The organism is Hyphomicrobium sp., from assembly GCF_035687085.1.
In the GTDB taxonomy this organism is placed as follows: domain Bacteria; phylum Pseudomonadota; class Alphaproteobacteria; order Rhizobiales; family Hyphomicrobiaceae; genus Hyphomicrobium_B.
The window spans coordinates 24600-41678 of the sequence record NZ_DASRYS010000018.1 but is presented as its reverse complement, the minus strand read 5'-3'; the positions used below and the strand labels follow the sequence as shown (position 1 = coordinate 41678).

Here is a 17079-nt window from a genome sequence, read left to right as displayed (position 1 = left end):
TCGCTGGTCCCGTGTGGCCTCGCTATCGCGGCGGTGGCAAACTATGAGAATCGGGACTCAAAGGCGCGTACACGCAGCCTGGCGAGCACTTGGAGCACGTGATGTCAGTGAGCAAGATCACAAGCCGCCCGGTATATCCGGGCCTTGCTCCCGACTTGCACGCGCGCAGCAATATTGTCGTTTGCGACAAAGCCGGGGCTGCGGCGGTCGCAGAACTTTTTGCGCGCGCCGATCGCGCGTTTGCCGAACGCACGACCGTCATCCTGGCTGACAATCTCGCGGACGCCGATTGGCAGGCCATCGCGCGTATGCTCGCGCCTGGGGCAATGGACGTTCAGCCGGGCCTTGCCGAAGGCATTGCGCGATTACGCGAATTGCTGGGCGCTGCGACCATGAGCTTGCGCCTTTATGCGGCCGGCTCGGAGCCTCTCATCGGCCTCGTCGTGCAGGCCGCGGCCGGTCTCGGCATCGATCACGCGTCTATCCGGACCGAACATCGCGGCAGCCTGATGCGGCGCGTGCAATGCATTCACTGCAAGACGTTCATCGACAACGTCACAACGAACATCGTGACATGCGCGTGCGGCGTGACCTTGCAAGTTCGGGATCACTATTCGCGCCGCCTCGCTGCCTTCCAGGGCGTGCGCGCCGACGCAGAAGCTCCCGGCGAACTTCCTCCGATCAAGGCGCTGTACCCATGAGCGGACATCTTCTCCGGCGCGTGCGCGTCGCCGAAGTCGAGCCAGTTGCGAACCGCATCAAGCGCTTTCGTCTGGTGGACAGCGGGAATGCTCCGCTCCCGGCATTCTCCGGCGGCTCGCACATTTCCGTCGTCATGCGGTCGGGCGACCGGCTGATGCGGAACCCCTACTCGCTGATGGGTTCGCCGTCCGATACGTCGAGCTATGAGATCAGCGTTTTGAACGCCGATGACTCGCGCGGAGGCTCTCGCTTCATGCACGGGCACGTGTCGGTGGGGTCGGAACTCGAGATCGGGCAGCCGCTCAACTTGTTCCCCGTTCGGAAGGCTGCACGGAAGCACGTGTTCGTCGCTGGCGGCATCGGCATCACGCCGTTCATGTCGATGATGGACGATCTCGATGCGCTCGGATCCGATTTCGAAATGCACTATGGCGTGCGCTCGCTCGATGACGGCGCTTACTGCAATCATCTGCTATCGCGTTATGGCTCTCGCGTCAGCATCTACCGGCAGGACAAAGGTCAGCTAATCCCGCTCGCAGAGGTCTTGAGCGCGCAGCGGCTTGGCTCGCACATGTACGTCTGCGGGCCGAAGCCGATGATCGATTGGGCACTGCAGACAGCGAAGCTCAGCGGCTGGCCTGACGAGAACGTGCATTTCGAGCAGTTCAGCACGCCGCCAGCGGGCAAGCCGTTCGTGGTCAAGCTCGCCCGCTCGGGCCGAGACATCCTCGTGCGCGGGCACCAGAGCATTCTCGAAGCGCTCGAAGAGCACGGCATCGATGCGCCGTTTCTCTGCCGTGGCGGCGCCTGCGGTCAATGCGAGACGAAGGTTCTCGCGTGCGACGACTTCATCGCGCACAATGACCACTACCTGACCGAGGCCGAGAAGGTCAGCGGACGCAAGATCATGATCTGCATGTCGCGCATTCAAACAGGGTCGATCACGCTCGACCTTTAATGCGCGAACTGGAATTCTGGAGCCCCGGATGGGACTGACATTTAGAGACGAGACGTTCCGGGACGACTTCACGTTCACGAACAGTCCTGCGGGTATCCGGCGTTTTCCGTTTCCGTTTGCTGAGGATCACTATCGGTATTCGGTAAACATCGAACCGCATAAGCCGGGACCGAAGGGCTCGGTCGTCGAATTCCCGTTCGATATCGACGAGCATTACGTATCCGAGATGCGCGAGCGCGCGATGGTGCTCGAGGCTGATCCGCTCCGCTGCCAAGCGTTGCCGCACATGATGACGGCGCAGTGGGAGATGCTTGACCTCCTGATGACGTCGCTGGCGCGCGACTATCCCGACCTCTTCACACTTCATCGCGATGGTGCACAGTGGCATTGGATCAATCGCCCGCTCGGCATCGATCAGACGTTCACGTTCGGCGACGCGAGCACGCTGCCTTTCGGACCGATGGAATATATCGGGCGGCAGGTGCAGGGTGATTTCACGATCCAGGATCAGCGCGACAATCAGCTCTGGCTCGATGCGGGCATCCTCACCTCGCCATCCGACTGGTCGCTCGATTTCAATCTCGGCATGAATTTTACCGAATGGCATGCGCCGGTGCCGCTGGCGCATGAGGCCGGCGTGTTCGAACGGGCTTTGAAATTTCTGCTCAACCTGCAGACCGGCAATCCGGTTCGGCGCTTGAATTGGGGGCTCACCATCAATCCGCGGCTCGACACGAGTCCGGAGACCTATCACAAGTGGGGCCACGACCGGGCGACGGTGACGGCGGAGAACGTCGGCAAGAAAGTGCATCTGCGCGTCGAGTTGCAGGCACTTTTCCGGTTGCCGAAGTCGAATGCGATCCTGTTTTCGATCCGGACGTATTTGATCAGTCTCGAGCAGCTCGTCACAGTGCCGAACTGGGGCCGGCGTCTGCCGCGCGTGCTCGGCTCATTGCCGCCGGAAGTCGTCGAATACAAATCGCTCAGCCGTTATCGCGATACGGTGCTCGCGTATCTTGCGAACTACGATGACGGTGTGCCGACCTCACCCGGCCGCGATCCGGACTGACCGCCTGCATATCTCTCATGCAGTAAGTGACGGCCCAAAACCCCGGCGCCGTTTCTTGTCTTGCCTCCGCAGCGCGGGAGAGGTTACACGCGCAAGCTGCATGGAGGCGCATTGATGTTTCGAGCAATTCTGATTGAGAAGAATGGCGAGCGCGCAACGCCTCGTCTTGCTGAACTCGACAAGACGGCATTGCCAGAGGGCGATGTCACCGTTCGCATCAGTCATTCGACACTCAACTACAAAGACGGCCTGGCGATTACGGGCAAGGGTCCGATCATCCGTTCGTTTCCGATGGTGCCCGGCGTCGACTTCGCGGGCATCGTCGAAGAGAGCAGCAACCCGCGGTTCAAGGCGGGTGATGCCGTCGTGCTCAACGGGTTTGGCGTCGGCGAAGGTCATTGGGGTGGCCTTTCGCAGTATGCGCGTGTCAAAGGCGACTGGCTCATTCCGTTGCCTCAGGGCCTCAGCCCGCAACGCGCGATGGCCCTCGGCACGGCCGGCTACACGGCAATGCTTTGCGTGATGGCGCTCGAACGGCAGGGCGTTACGCCCGACAAGGGCGAGATCATTGTGACGGGCGCGGGCGGCGGCGTTGGCGGCATCGCCGTCCTGCTTCTGTCGCGCCTCGGCTTTGACGTTGCCGCTTCTACCGGCCGGCCTGAGGAAGCCGATTACCTCAAGAGCCTCGGCGCGAAGACAATCATCGAGCGCAAAGCGCTGTCGGAACCCGGCAAGCCGCTGCAATCGGCTCGCTGGGCGGGCGCTGTCGATAGCGTCGGCAGTCACACCCTCGCGAACGTTTGCGCGAGCATGAAGGACGATGGCGTCGTCACCGCATGCGGCCTTGCGCAAGGCCTGGACTTCCGGACGACCGTTGCTCCCTTCATTCTGCGCGGCGTGACGCTCGTCGGCATCAATTCGGTCTATCGCTCCCTCGCCGATCGCACGACCGCTTGGGAGCGCCTTGCCCGCGAGATCGACTTCGAGAAGCTTGACGGCATGACGCGCACCATCCCGCTCGATCAAGCCATTGAGGCGGCCGGCGATCTGCTGGCGGGCAAAGTCCGCGGCCGTCTCGTCGTCGAGACCTGACGCTGATCTAGACATTCCATTCGCAAGGAATAGCCGATGCCATTTCTCCGCTTCGATCTCATCAAGGGACGCACCGACGCCGAGATCGCGATGCTGCTGGACGCGGCGCATGACGCCATGCTTGCGGCTTTCAAGGTGCCCGTGCGCGACCGCTATCAGATCGTGCATGAGCATGAACCAAGCCGCGTCCGGATCGAGGATACTGGGCTTGGCATTCCACGAACGGACAAGGTCGTTCTTGTGCAGGTCACCACGCGGCCGCGCTCGACGGAGCAGAAGCAGGACTTCTATCGGCTGCTGACCGAGGCGCTATCGGCGCGTTGCGGCATCGCGCCGAGCGACGTGATGGTGCACTTCATCACGAATACGGATGCGGATTGGTCGTTCGGCAACGGCGAAGCGCAGTTTCTGACGGGCAAGCTTGGGTAGACCAGAACGATGCATCTTCTCCAGGATTCCAATGCGCCCGCCGCGGCGGCGATCACGTTCGATCAGTTTCTCGCTGTCGATATTCGCGTCGGCACCATCGTCGCGGCGGAGCCCTATCCGGAAGCGCGGAAGCCGGCCTTCAAACTCAAAATCGATTTCGGCAGCGGTATCGGCGTCAAGCAATCGAGCGCGCAGATCACGCGGCACTACGATTGCGGGACGCTCGTCGGGCGTCAGGTGGCGGCGGTGGTAAATTTTCCGCCGCGCCAGATCGGCAAGTTCATGTCGGAAGTATTGACGCTCGGATTTCCCGACGAGAACGGCGAGGTCGTGCTGTTCAAGCCCGACATCAACGTGCCGAACGGCGCTCGCCTCTTCTGATAAATGAAAGCGCGCCACCTCACGATGAGATGGCGCGCTTCGCTCTACTTCTTTTGATGACCGATCGCCCAAACGTACGCGGCGACCGCTTTTACTTGATCTTCGGGCAAGTCGACGCCGCCCATGGGAGGCATCGCGCCGGCATGTTCCTTAGGCTCTGGCACGCCTTCCAAAATCGTCTTCTTGATGCCGTCCAGACTGCCGTCACTCCAAAGGTATTTGCCGGTCGTCAGGTCGGCTCCGACCGGGCTGCCGACGCCGCCGCCGCCGTGGCATCCGGCGCACGTCGCGCCGCCCACTTCACCCGCGAAGACCTTGCTTCCGAGCGCGACCTCGTCTGCCGATGAGCCCGGAGGCACCGGCAGCGCTGCCAATGCGCCGGCGTCGGGATGAACGCCTTCGGGCGGCGACGCCTCACCCGCCGCAGCGGCGGCGCGAACTTCCGGCGCTGCTTCCAACGTCTTCGAATTCGGATCGCCCACGTAGGTGACGCGCCAGATGCGGCCCTTCACGTCATCCGAAATGTAGAGCGCGCCATCAGGTCCGATCGCGAGGCCCGATGGCCGGTAGATCGCGCTGCCGGGATTCTTGACGGGGCCTGCAAAGCCATCGGCGAAGTTGATGTACTTGCCGGAAGGCTTGCCGTCCGCGAACGGTTGGTAGACGACGTTGTAGCCCTCTTGGGGACCGGGCGCACGGTTCCACGAGCCGTGAAAGGCTATGAACATGCCGTTGCGATAGGGCTCAGGAAACGCGGTCGCCTTGTAGATCTTCATGTCGTTCGGCGCCAAGTGCGCCGGGAATGTCGCGACCGGCCCGATCTTGCTCGCACAGTCTCCAACGGCCTTGCCGCCATCGCCGCCGTACTCGGGCGCAAGCACGAGCTTCTGCTGCTCGACATCGTAGTAGCAGCGTGGCCAGCCGTAATCGCCGCCTTGCTTCAGGGCCACGACTTCCTCGGCCGGTTGGTCGAACCCCTGCTGAGCCGTGTAGAGTTCCGGCCAGTTTTCATGCAGCTGGTCGCGCCCGTGCTGGGTCACGTAGAGCTGGCCTTTGCTATCGAAGTCGAAGCCTTCGCCGTTGCGGATGCCGGTCGCGTAGCGCTCGGCGGGCGAGAACTTCTGCCCGAGCTTGTTGGCATCGTATTTCCAAATGCCTGCCCGGGTCTCTAGTTCGACGCAGGGGTCATGCCCCTTGGAATGGGGCATGCGATTTTTCACTTCGCAGGTGTTGGTCGCCGAACCCATGCTGACGAACAGATTGCCGTCGTCATCGATGATGAAGGGATGCATTGGATGGTCGCCGGTGATGGGCATGCCGGAAAGAACCGTCTCGGCTTTGGCACCGGGCGCGATCTCGCCGTTCTTCAGCGGAAAGCGGTCGATGCGATCGTCGATTTCGGCGTAGACGTGATCGTTGTAGATGGCGATGCCGGTGCCACCCTTCCCGCCTTCGGCCTGCGTTTGGCCGAAGCGCTTGACGACGTCAGCGGTGCCGGTGCCCTTCGTATCCTTCATCGCAACAATGAAGCCGCCGGGCGGCAGATCGGTGTTCTTGTAGTAAACGCCGCTCCACGTATTCGCGTAGACGGTGCCGTCCTTGCCCACCGCCATCTGGCGGGCGTGGCCGATGTTGTCGGCGAAGACGGTGGCGCAGAAGCCTTTCGGCAGGCTGAGGCCGGCGTTACCGCTGGGGCATTCGCCGCTCGCGTTTTGCGCACCAGCGAACTGTGGGCTGAAAGCCAGCGCGAGAGCGAGCGGCGCCGTCAAAGCTGCAGCGCGTTTTATGGCGGCAGTTTGCATGGCAGATCTCCTGACGTTTGAAAAAATGCTGCCGGCCCGAAGACCAGCAGTGCAATTGGCTTCAGTTGCCGGTCTTCACGGGAACGATCTGGAACGGTGTTTTGGGCGGTCCGTTTTCCTTGGCAGCGAACAGATGGCCGAGCTGCCCTTCGCCAACCCAGACGACGTCTCCGATCTTGGCGAGCGATGTCGGGCCGTTGAGGCCATCCTTCAGGGTGTCCACGGTCGCTTTATCGCCATCCACCGTCACGCGATCGAGCGTGCCGCCGCCTTCCACCATGAGGAACGTGTTGCCTGTGAGGTGGCGCAGTGCGTCGGGGTTTTTCAGCGGACGCGATGTCTCAAGTTTGGTTACGCGGCCCGGAGCTCCATCCTTGATTTCGATGCGGAAGAACTCGTTGCCACCATAGGTGTTGGCGTAGAGGTGGCCATCGCTTCCGAGCGCGATGCCATCGAGGCCGGCGCCGTTTTTGGGAGCGAGAAGCTCGTGTTCGACCCAGACCTCAAGCTCCTTGGCCCCAGGCTTGAGGCGAAGAATTTGGGGCGCGGCGGTGTTCGCGATGTACATCGTGCCATCGGGAGCGATGACCATGTCGTTGCAGACGGCCGCTTTGCCGGGGAACGCGGCGCTGAATTTTCCTTCGCCACTCGCGAGGTCAAAGCCTTTGAGATGCGCGCCAGGAACGCTCGAAGGTCCCGGCACGCCCATGCCGGAGAAGTCGTTGGAGCAGACCCAGAGCGTTTTTGAGGGCTCATCGACGAGGACGCCAAATGTGGAACGCGTGTCGAATGCGCCGGGCTTGATGAACGCTTCCGCCTTCGCTGCTCCGGGTTTCACCCGCATGACGCCGCCCGACGCCAGGCTGCTCACGTAAATCGTGCCATCGGATGCGGCCGACATGCTCTCAGGGTACGCTTGATCGCCAGGAACTTCTATCGGCGTTGCGTCCTCCGCCCGACCTTCGCCTGCAAAAGCCAACAGGCATGCAAACGCTACTGCGGTCAGCCGGGTCAAAAGCTTCCATTCAGTCATGGGTATTCCTTAAGCTCAGCGTGTGGCTGGACGGCCCTGCCTGCTTTTTTGAGTTCGGATTGTCGCCGCGAATTTGCAGTCGTGACTGCGAGCCTGGACGTGGCCCGCAAAGCCACAACCATTCACAGTGCATTCGGTTGCCATCTCTTCCCCGCGCGTGTTCCAGGTTCGACCAATATAAATGATGATTGGCATTTATCGAGACAGCGTGAGCAAGAGCAAGAACTCAACGCCCGCGGCCGCTCTGAACCGCAGTTTTCAAGCGCGAGGACGCAATCGCGCTTGATCGTCATCCCGGCCCGTGCGCGATCCAGGGGAGATCGCTTTGTGCGGGCAGCTTCGACGCGCCGCGACCTGAACCACAGTTCATTTTTTGGGCTTGCTCGCGCCCCTTTTCTGCATAGTCTTGAAACCATCACAAATCGGTCACGGGGCCGAAAGAAACGAAAATTGGGGGCAATTTGTACAGCATGGGATCGGCCCTCGGCCGGCTGGGCTTTCCTACCACCTTCGCAACGGCATTTGTCGCAGCACTACTTCTCCAAACTCCTCAACTTGCGCGAGCGGAAATCGGAAGCGACGAGACGCCTGCCGGTTCGTTCCGGCCGCAGGTCGAAATTCGCGAGATGGGGGACGACGAATTCCCCTTCGAGCTGCGCAAAATCGCCGACAAGCTGGAAAGCCCATGGGCTATGGCATTCCTGCCCGATGGGCGGATGCTCGTGACCGAGCGCCCCGGGCGTCTCCGCGTCATCGAGGGCGATCAACTCGTGCCGCGCCCGATCGGCGGCGTGCCGACCGTGCTTGCAGCCAGCCACTCGGGCCTTCTGGACATTCTCGTCGATCCCGATTTTCTGGATAACCGCCGCATATTCCTCTCCTACATGCATGGGACGGACGAGGCGGCGACGATTCGGATCGCCAGTGCCGTCCTCGATGGCTGGGATCTCGTCGATAAGCAGGTGATCTTCGAGAGCCGGCCGGCCGCGAAGGGCCTCGATCAAATCGGCGGCCGCTTGGCTTTCGGGCCCGATAAGGCGCTCTATCTGACGATCGGTGACCGCTTCCAGAAGGAGCGCTCGCAGAATTTGCTCGACCACGGCGGCAAGATCATCCGCATCAAGACCGACGGCTCGATCCCTGAAGACAATCCGTTCGTCGGCCGCAGCGACGTGCTACCGGAGATCTACAGCTATGGACATCGCAACCCGCAAGGGTTGATCGGCAATGTCGGAGACGGCCAGCTTTGGTCGATTGAACAGGGTCCAAAGGGCGGCGACGAACTCAACCTCGTCACCGCCGGCAGCAACTACGGCTGGCCGGTCGTGACCTATGGCGTGGACTACGACGACTCGATCATTTCCAATCAGACCTCCGCTCCCGGCATGGTTGATCCCGTCTACGTCTGGGTGCCCTCGCTGGCCACTGCCAGCCTCGTTTCCTACTACGGGAACGTCATGCCCGATGACTGGCGCGGAGATTTCCTCGTCGGCTCCCTGGCCGGGGAGTGTCTCGTAAGGCTCCGGATGGATTCCGGCCGTGTCGTCAAAGAAGAACGCTATCTTCACAACAAGATCGGGCGCATCCGCGACGTGAAAGTCGCGCCGGATGGATACATCTATCTGCTGACCGACAGCTCCGAAGCCTCGATCTATCGCATCGAACCGCTAACGGATCAGGTCGCCAGGGTCAGATCAGTGCCTTAGGCGACGGGTGAGCCTCCCTCGGAAGGCTTCCTGACGCGCCACGCGCCGCAACGATGTCAAGAAATTGCACGGGCCGGATCAAGCGATCAGGCCCGTTTCTGTTACACATCCGGCCGGACCACGGACAGGAGCATCAAAATGGCAGACCGGCTTAAGGGTAAGATCGCAATCATCTCGGGCGGAGCAACGGGTATGGGGGGCGCCTCATCCCGACTGTTCGCGGCAGAAGGTGCGGCCGTGGGCGTGATCGATCGCAACGAGGAGGCCGGGCGCGCCGTCGTCGCCGAGATCAACAACGCGGGCGGCAAGGCTGTTTTCGCTGCAGCGGACGTGGCGGACCAAGCGCAGGTCAATGCCGCCGTCGCGAGCGTCACGTCGGCCATCGGTCAGGCGAACGTGCTGTTCAATCATGCGGGCACCATCATCATCAAACCGTTCCTGGAGACCACGCTCGAAGAGTGGGAATGGCTGATGGGCATCAACGTCCGCAGCATGTATCTCATGACGCAAGCCGTCCTACCCGGCATGCTCGAAATGGGAGGCGGGTCGATCGTGTGCACGTCGTCCATTTCGGCGATTGCGGCAACGCCTTTGGAGACGGCCTACAATACGTCGAAGGGCGCCTGCCACATGTTCGCGCGATCGATCGCGGTGGAATATCGCGACCGCGGCATTCGCTGCAACGCCGTCTGCCCGGGCTTTGTGAAGACACCGCATGGCCTGCGCGAAGTCGCGGAGCTGTCGAAGCTCGGCATCGATGCTTCCGACGAGGCGCTCGCCGTGCAGCAGGGCCGTCTCTGCGAGCCTGAAGAAGTGGCCCGGGCGGCGCTGTTTCTTGCGAGCGACGAGGCGAGCTTCGTCAACGGCGCGCACCTCTTCGTCGACAACTGCTTCACCGCGGTTTGACGCGGAGCCGTCATCCTCGGACGAGGAGCGTAGCGACGCGTTCGGGGATCCAGCGTAAGAGTTGTCGACGACGCCCTATTGCTTTCGCGCCTTCGGCGAGTCTTGTGCTGGATCCCCGGCCTTCGACGCGCCGACGGCGCGCTCGGCCCGAGGATGACGATAGGCTGTTGCCAGAGCCCGCTACTTGATCAGCTCGGGACCGGGTTGAGCATCGATCAAGAACTGGGATTCGTCTTTCAGATTTACGCCGGTCAGGCCGCGGCGGAAGGCTTCGCGCAGAAGCCAAGCGGTTTTGAAGGTGCCTTCGTCGTAGGACAGTCCCCGCTGGCGGATGTTGGAAATGCAGTTGCGGTCGGCGTCCTTGATGCCGACGCGGGGCGAGAACGTCAGGTAGACGCCGAGGCTATCGGGCGAAGACAGGCCCGGCCTTTCGCCAATCAGCACGAGCACGGCCTTACCGCCGAGGATCTCGCCCGCTTCATCGCCCAGCGCGACGCGGGCATTATCGGCGAGCAGCACCGGCGACAATTTCCATCCGGCTTTCACCACGTACGGCATGAACGCGGACAGATAGGCGAGCGTATTCGCCGCGACGCCGAGCGACGACAATCCATCGCCGACGAGGATGACGAGATCGGGCTTTCCGCCTTCGATTTCGGACGCGCGCACCAGCGCCTCACGCGAGTTATCCGACAAGCGGCGGCCGAGATCGGGACGGCGCAGATATTCAGAGCGATCGGAAGCGGCACTCGCAACGCGCAAGGTCGAAAGGCCGAGCGATGACAGCCCTTTTTCGATCGGGTTCCAATCGATCGGCGTCGTCACGGCGTCGCGCGCCATGGCGTGCGAGAGCGCGAAGTTCAGAACCTCGCGCGTCGGCATGGCGGAGCCCGAGCGGCCCAGGCCGATGCGTGCGTCGGTGAAGCGTTTCAGATTGGCCCAGGGATCTTCCGTCATGGTGGTCATGCCGCCAAAGCCTGCGCGTGTGTGAGAAGCGGATTTCCAGGGCTATGCGGCGCCAACTGGCCAGCCGAATCCGTCACACCCATGCGGGTGAGCCACGCCTCGAATTCCGGCGCGCGCTTCAAGCCCAGCGCTTCGCGCACGTACAGCGCATCGTGGAACGACGTCGACTGATAGTTCAGCATGATGTCGTCTGCGCCGGGGATGCCCATGATGAAGTTGACGCCCGCAGCGCCCAGCATCATCAGCAGGATGTCCATATCATCCTGGTCGGCTTCGGCGTGGTTCGTGTAGCAAATATCGCAACCCATCGGCAGGCCGAGCAGCTTGCCGCAGAAATGATCCTCCAGACCGGCGCGGATGATCTCCTTGCCGTTGTAGAGATATTCGGGCCCGATGAAACCGACGACGGTGTTGACGAGCAGCGGCTTGAATTGGCGCGCGACCGCATAGGCGCGGGCTTCGATCGTCTGCTGATCGCAGCCGTGATGCGCGTCGGCGGATAACGCCGATCCCTGCCCGGTTTCGAAATACATGCAGTTGTCGCCGACGGTACCGCGCTTGATGCTGAGGGCGGCTTCGCGGCCCTCCTTCAGATGCGCAAGCGTGACGCCGAACGAAGCATTGACGCCCTCCGTGCCGCCGATGGACTGGAACACGAGATCAACAGGCGCGCCCTTGGCAATGGCGTCAATCGTGGTCGTCACGTGCGTCAGCACGCAGCTCTGCGTCGGGATTTCAAAGCGGCGGATGATGTCGTCCATCATCACGAGGAGGTCGGTGATGGCGCCGAGATTATCGCTCGCCGGATTGATGCCGATGACGGCATCGCCGCAGCCATACATCAGGCCATCGACGATCGAGGCCGCGATGCCCTTCTTGTCGTCGGTCGGGTGATTGGGTTGCAGGCGCACCGACATGTGCCCCGGCAGGCCGATGGTATTGCGAAACCGCGTGACGACGTGGGCCTTCTTGGCGCCAAGCACGAGATCCTGATTGCGCATGATCTTCGAGACCGCCGCGACCATCTCGGGCGTCAGCCCCGGTGCGAGCGCGGAGACTTTCTGTGGCGTCGCGTTTTCCGAGAGCAGCCAGTCGCGGAATTCGCCGACCGTCATGTGCGAGATGGGCGCGAAGGCTGCCGCGTCGTGCGTATCGACGATCAAGCGCGTGACGTCGTCATCCTCGTAGGGGATGATCGCTTCGTTGAGGAACTGTTTGAGAGGCACGTCGGCCAGGGCCATTTTGGCGGCGACGTTTTCGGCGGCCGATCTCGCCGCGACGCCCGCCAGCACGTCTCCCGATCGCGGCGGGGTGGCTTTGGCAAGAAGCTCCTTCAGGGACGAGAATGCGTAGGTCGTTCCCCCTGCGTGCACCCTGTACATGGCCCTCTCCGATCTTCCGTCGCTGCCGCCGCCAATAATGTCCTTTGATGCTTTCTGCGCAAGCCGGAAATCGTGCCCACCGGGCCATCAGCCGCCCGTTTGGGCGGCAGTCCGGCTAATGGGCCGCGATGCCGCTTTTGGACTTCGAAGGCGACCGCGCGGACTGACGTCCGGCAAGTCCGGCGACGCCTGCGATAAAAACGTTCATGGATTCCTCGAACGTGGCGTCCGGGTCGAGCGTTTTGAGCGCGGGGATCAGCGCGCGGGTCGTTTGATAGGCCTCAGGGTCGAGCGCCTGAAGTTCAGCTTCTTCACCGGGGCCGATCGGGCGGAGCAGACCTTCGGTTTCGGCCAGCGCAAAGCCTAAAACGAACGCGTAGAAGGCGAGGCCCAGCCCGGCCACCTGGATGTCGGCAAGTCCTGCCTGCCGCAACGCGCAGTAGACCACCTCGCTGGAGATATGATCGGCGGGGCCCGTCGCGTTATAGCGAAAATGCAGATGGAAAATGCGCGGATGCCGGTGCGCAAGCATGCGGTAAGCATTGGCGACGGCTTTGAGATCGGTCTGCCAATTGCCAGTCGCCTCGGGAATTTCGATGCCGCGCAAAGCATGGTCGGCGATGGCGCGGACGAGCACTTCCTTGGAGCCGAAGTGATGCAGCACCGTCATCGGGTCCACGCCGACGATGGCGGCGAGCTTCCGGATCGAGAAACCCTGCTCTCCGGTCTCCGCAAAGAGGTGGAAGGCGGCGTCGAGAATTTCCGATCTCTCGACACCTCGCCGCGCCCTGGATTTCGGCTCTGTCATGCTGAAGCGGGCCCTTGACTTCTACACTGTAGAGAATACTCTGATCTATAGAAGACGCAAGTCATGGTATCGTCGGCGAACGTGTGTCGCATTGGGATGATGCCTGCGGCCAGGGAACATCGGTAATGGCGCCGTCGAAGATCCGGCTCCCGGCTCGTTCGTTGAACAATGCATCGGTTTCCGCCGCTTGCAGCGATCCCGCGCCGCTCAGAAAGCGCTGCCCGCATCCCAAGCGCGAGCTCCTGAAGCTCTGCGCCCGCATCGGCTACACGCCGCACTGACGTCTCCCAGCCTCTTCGCCCCCGGCCGGCCATCGAGCCTGCCTGCCCCAATCCAATTCCGCTGGAGGGAAACCCCCGTGTCTAACCGATTTCCGACGAAGCAGATTCAAGACCTCGATGCGCAGCACCATCTGCATCCCTTCTCCGACCATCAGTCGCTGAGGGCGGCCGGGAACGTGCGCGTCATCGTGAAGGGCGAAGGCCCCTACGTGATCGACAGCGAGGGCCACCGCATTCTCGACGGCATGGCCGGGCTTTGGACGACGAACATCGGCTACGGCAATAAAGAAATGGCTCAGGCCGCCTACGACCAGATGGTCGAGCTGCCGTTCTACAATACGTTCTTCAAAACGACCCATCCGCCGGTCGTGGCGCTGGCACACAAGCTCGCGCAAATCGCGCCGCCCAACATGAACCAGGTGTTCTTCGGTTCATCGGGTTCGGAATCCAACGACACGGCGATCCGCCTCATCCGCCATTACTGGGCGCTCAAGGGCGAGCCGAAGCGCCGGATCATCATCAGCCGGAAGAACGCCTATCACGGCTCGACCATTGCCGCCGGTTCCATGGGCGGCATGAGCCATGTGCATCAGCACAGCTATCCCGTCTACGAGGGCTTCCGGCATGTGATGGATTCCTACTGGTACGGGGACTCGTTCCCGGGCGAGACGCCGGAGGCGTTCGGCCTGCGTGCGGCGCGTGCCATCGAAGAAGAAATACTGCGCTGCGGACCCGAGAACGTCGCGGCGTTTGCTGGCGAGCCCGTGCAAGGCGCTGGCGGCGTCAAGATCGCGCCTTCTACCTATTGGCCGGAAGTCCAGCGCATCGTCGACAAGTACGGCATCCTTCTACTCGCTGACGAAGTCATCACCGGCTTCGGCCGCGTGGGCACGTGGTTTGCCTCGGAGTTCTACGGAATTCGCCCGAACATCATCACGTTCGCGAAGGCCATTACGTCCGGCTATCTGCCGCTCTCGGGCGTGCTCGTGGACGACAAGATCAACGAAGCGCTGATGTCGAAGGATGACGACTTCAACCACGGCTACACGTTCTCGGGCCATCCCGTTTCGTGCGCCGTAGCATTGAAGAACCTCGAGATCATGGAGCGCGAGCGTCTCGTCCCGAAGGTGAAGGAGACGACGGGTCCGGCGCTGGCGAAGCTCTTTGCGCGCTTCAAGGATCATCCGCTCGTTGGCGAAGTCCGCACGGTTGGCCTCTTGGGCGCGATCGAGCTCGTTGCCGATAAGAAGACGCGCCGGCGCTTCGACGATCCGGGCCGCGTCGGCCTCATCTGCCGCGACCACTTCTTCCGTGAAGGCTTCATCATGCGCGCCGTCTGGGACACCATGGTGTGCGCGCCGCCACTCATCTGGACGGAAGCGCACTTCGAAGAAGCGGGCAGCGTCATCCAGAAGGCGCTCGACAAGACACTTGCAGACGTAAGGGGAGAACTCGCGGCATGAGCCGTCCGATCGTAATCATTCCGTGCAGCACCGAAACTGTCGGCGGCCTCATCTCGGACGTCGCGGTGAGGAAATATGCCGTCGCGGTAGCGGAAGGCTCCGAATGCCAGCCGCTGCTGTTGCCGGTCGGCAAGGGCCTTGCCGATATTGCGTCCGTACTCGAAGTGGCATCCGGCATTCTGCTGACGGGCGCCATCTCGAACGTGCATCCGATGCACTACGGCGATGAAGAACCAATCCTTCCCGATGCCATCGATCCCGATCGCGATGCGGTGACGCTGCCGCTCATCCGCGCGGCGGTGGAACGCAAGCTGCCGCTCTTTGCAATCTGCCGTGGCTTCCAGGAGCTCAACGTGGCGCTTGGGGGCTCGCTGCATCAGGCGGTTCACAACCTCGAAAACTACGCCGACCATCGCGAACCTCAGGTCAAAGATTTCGAGGTTATGTTCGCAGCGCGGCACCCCATTCGCCTCACGGGCGAGCTGCGGAAATGGGTCGGCCAAGACGAGATCATCGTCAATTCGCTGCATGGGCAGGGCATCAACAGTCTCGCGAAGCCGCTCGTCGCGGAAGCCTTCGCCGAGGATGGCTTGGTGGAAGCCGCGCGTGCGGTCACCGGCCATACCTTTTCGCTCGGCGTGCAGTGGCACCCTGAGTGGCAGCTTCATACCAATCCGCATTCCCTGGCGCTGTTCCGCCGCTTCGGCGACGCGGTGAGAGGCAAGATCGCAAAAGGACAGGCCGCATGACGACCGACACGTTCCTCAGCATCGAAGAGGCTGGCGCGTTTCTCGATGCCAATCCGGCCGTCACGTGGATCGACATCGTCCTTTTCGACATGAACGGCATGGCGCGCGGCAAGCGCGTCCGGCGCGCCGATCTCGTGGGCGCGGCGAAGAACGGTTTGCTGCTGCCGGCTTCCGTCTACGTGCTCGATCCGCGCGGCAATTCGATCGCGGAGACGGGCCGCCTCTGGGAGACGGGCGACCACGACATTCCCTTCCGCATTCTCGCGGGCACTTTGAAGCCTGTGCCCGTCGGTGCCGGTACGCATGCGCAAGCGGTGATGGTGCCTGTCGAGTTTTGCGATATGGACCCGCGCGCCGTGCTCGCGGCTCAAGTGGACCGACTGACTGCTGCCGGGCAGAACCCCGTCGTCGCCGTCGAGCTTGAATTCTATGTGACGCGGCGCTCGGCTGACGGCCATTTCACGCTTGAGACGCCGCCGGGGCTGTCGTCCGATCCGGAACGGCCGATGACGTTCCAGTTCGAGGAAATGGATACGCTCGGCCCGTTTATCGACGACGTTTATCGCATCGCGGAAGCCCAGGGCCTGCCCGTCGATGCGGTGATGCAGGAATCCGGTCCCGGTCAGTTCGAGATCAACCTCAAGCACAGCGACGCCATGTCGGCGGCACTGAACGGCCTTCTTCTCAAGCGGGCCGTCAAAGCCGCGGCGCGCGCGCACGATCTTGAAGCGACATTCATGGCCAAGCCGCATCACGACTGGACCGGCTCGGGAATGCACGTCCACGTCAGTCTCGTCGACGCCCAAGGCCGGAACCTCTTTGCCGGCGATCCGATGGCGCCGATGTTCCGGCATGCGATCGGCGGCTTGTGCCAATCGATGCCCGACTTCATGGCCGTCTGGGCGCAGTCGGCGAACGCCTATCGCCGATACGTGCCGGAATCCTACGTGCCTATGGCTGCGCATTGGGGCTTCAACAACCGCACCGTTGCGCTGCGCATTCCGCACGGGTCGGGCGCCGCAACGCGCATCGAGCATCGCGTTTCCGGCGCGGACGCCAACCCGTTCCTCGTCGTCGCCGCGATCCTCGCGGGCATTCGCCACGGCCTCACGAACGCGGTCGATCCCGGTCCGCACGCCGAGGGCAACGCGGAGGATGCGCTCGATTGCGCCGGCCTGCCGACGGCCTGGGTCAATGCGCTGGAGACATTCCGCTCATCAAATATCGTCCGCGAGGCCTTCGGCGCACCCTTCCAGGACGTATATTACCGGTTGAAGCAGACCGAACGGATCGCGTTCGAGCGCATCGTCACCTCGCTCGACTACGAATGGTACGCTCAAGTTGCATAGGAC

At 62.3% G+C, this 17079-nt stretch carries 17 protein-coding genes; 12 read left to right on the top strand and 5 right to left on the bottom strand.

All coding sequences use genetic code 11. The annotated features are described in order from the left end of the window. Window positions 1-101 precede the first annotated feature (101 nt). From VFG26_RS16240 to VFG26_RS16215, 6 genes are all read left to right on the top strand, one after another. Window positions 102-701, top strand: coding sequence for a dimethylamine monooxygenase subunit DmmA family protein (locus tag VFG26_RS16240; protein WP_325027076.1), 600 nt, complete (start codon window positions 102-104; stop codon window positions 699-701). Continuing rightward, entirely contained in the window at window positions 698-1660 is a 963-nt protein-coding gene (locus VFG26_RS16235) for a PDR/VanB family oxidoreductase (protein ID WP_325027075.1), read from the top strand. Before VFG26_RS16240 ends, VFG26_RS16235 begins: the two co-directional genes overlap by 4 nt. A 28-nt stretch (window positions 1661-1688) precedes the next feature. Next, the gene (locus VFG26_RS16230) at window positions 1689-2729 is read left to right on the top strand and encodes a DUF3445 domain-containing protein (RefSeq protein ID WP_325027074.1); all 1041 of its coding nucleotides are present in this window, start codon (window positions 1689-1691) and stop codon (window positions 2727-2729) included. A 114-nt stretch (window positions 2730-2843) separates the two neighbouring features. Continuing rightward, complete coding sequence (locus VFG26_RS16225; protein WP_325027073.1) at window positions 2844-3821, top strand: MDR family oxidoreductase; 978 nt, start codon at window positions 2844-2846, stop codon at window positions 3819-3821. Between the two features lie 36 nt (window positions 3822-3857). After that, on the top strand, window positions 3858-4250 hold the full coding sequence (locus tag VFG26_RS16220) for a tautomerase family protein (RefSeq protein WP_325027072.1): 393 nt from the start codon (window positions 3858-3860) through the stop codon (window positions 4248-4250). Between the two features lie 9 nt (window positions 4251-4259). Continuing rightward, window positions 4260-4631, top strand: coding sequence for a tRNA-binding protein (locus VFG26_RS16215; protein ID WP_325027071.1), 372 nt, complete (start codon window positions 4260-4262; stop codon window positions 4629-4631). A 44-nt stretch (window positions 4632-4675) separates the two neighbouring features. Here the strand turns inward: VFG26_RS16215 and VFG26_RS16210 are convergent, their stop codons facing one another. Continuing rightward, complete coding sequence (locus VFG26_RS16210) at window positions 4676-6433, bottom strand: PQQ-dependent sugar dehydrogenase (RefSeq protein ID WP_325027070.1); 1758 nt, start codon at window positions 6431-6433, stop codon at window positions 4676-4678. A 61-nt stretch (window positions 6434-6494) separates the two neighbouring features. Next, entirely contained in the window at window positions 6495-7466 is a 972-nt protein-coding gene (locus VFG26_RS16205; protein ID WP_325027069.1) for a hypothetical protein, read from the bottom strand. Window positions 7467-7936: 470 nt separating this feature from the next. Here VFG26_RS16205 and VFG26_RS16200 point away from each other — a divergent pair, with 470 nt between their 5' ends. Beyond that, window positions 7937-9172 carry a PQQ-dependent sugar dehydrogenase gene (locus tag VFG26_RS16200; protein ID WP_325027068.1) on the top strand — a complete coding sequence of 412 codons (1236 nt, stop codon included), beginning with the start codon at window positions 7937-7939 and terminating at the stop codon, window positions 9170-9172. A gap of 138 nt (window positions 9173-9310) precedes the next feature. Further along, window positions 9311-10078 (top strand): SDR family oxidoreductase, encoded by a 768-nt coding sequence (locus VFG26_RS16195; RefSeq protein WP_325027067.1) that lies wholly within the window; start codon window positions 9311-9313, stop codon window positions 10076-10078. Between the two features lie 180 nt (window positions 10079-10258). On the opposite strand, the gene eutC is transcribed toward VFG26_RS16195, so the two are convergent. The 3 genes from eutC to VFG26_RS16180 form a co-directional block, all read right to left on the bottom strand. Continuing rightward, window positions 10259-11044, bottom strand: coding sequence for an ethanolamine ammonia-lyase subunit EutC (gene eutC, locus VFG26_RS16190; RefSeq protein WP_325027066.1), 786 nt, complete (start codon window positions 11042-11044; stop codon window positions 10259-10261). Next, window positions 11041-12426: an ethanolamine ammonia-lyase subunit EutB gene (locus tag VFG26_RS16185; RefSeq protein WP_325027065.1), complete on the bottom strand. Its 1386-nt coding sequence runs from the start codon at window positions 12424-12426 to the stop codon at window positions 11041-11043. Before VFG26_RS16185 ends, eutC begins: the two co-directional genes overlap by 4 nt. 115 nt (window positions 12427-12541) lie before the next feature. Further along, the gene (locus VFG26_RS16180; RefSeq protein ID WP_325027064.1) at window positions 12542-13234 is read right to left on the bottom strand and encodes a TetR/AcrR family transcriptional regulator; all 693 of its coding nucleotides are present in this window, start codon (window positions 13232-13234) and stop codon (window positions 12542-12544) included. Between the two features lie 125 nt (window positions 13235-13359). Between VFG26_RS16180 and VFG26_RS16175 the strand changes: the two genes are divergently transcribed. The 4 genes from VFG26_RS16175 (at window position 13360) to VFG26_RS16160 (ending at window position 17076) form a co-directional block, all read left to right on the top strand. Next, entirely contained in the window at window positions 13360-13515 is a 156-nt protein-coding gene (locus VFG26_RS16175; RefSeq protein ID WP_325027063.1) for a hypothetical protein, read from the top strand. 77 nt (window positions 13516-13592) lie between these two features. Further along, a complete protein-coding gene (locus VFG26_RS16170) occupies window positions 13593-14978 on the top strand; it encodes an aspartate aminotransferase family protein (protein ID WP_325027062.1) in 1386 nt (461 codons plus the stop codon). Further along, window positions 14975-15727, top strand: coding sequence for a gamma-glutamyl-gamma-aminobutyrate hydrolase family protein (locus VFG26_RS16165; protein WP_325027061.1), 753 nt, complete (start codon window positions 14975-14977; stop codon window positions 15725-15727). Before VFG26_RS16170 ends, VFG26_RS16165 begins: the two co-directional genes overlap by 4 nt. After that, window positions 15724-17076, top strand: a complete 1353-nt coding sequence (locus VFG26_RS16160; RefSeq protein WP_325027060.1) for a glutamine synthetase family protein — start codon at window positions 15724-15726, stop codon at window positions 17074-17076. The genes VFG26_RS16165 and VFG26_RS16160 overlap by 4 nt, the downstream gene beginning before the upstream one ends. Window positions 17077-17079 lie beyond the last annotated feature (3 nt).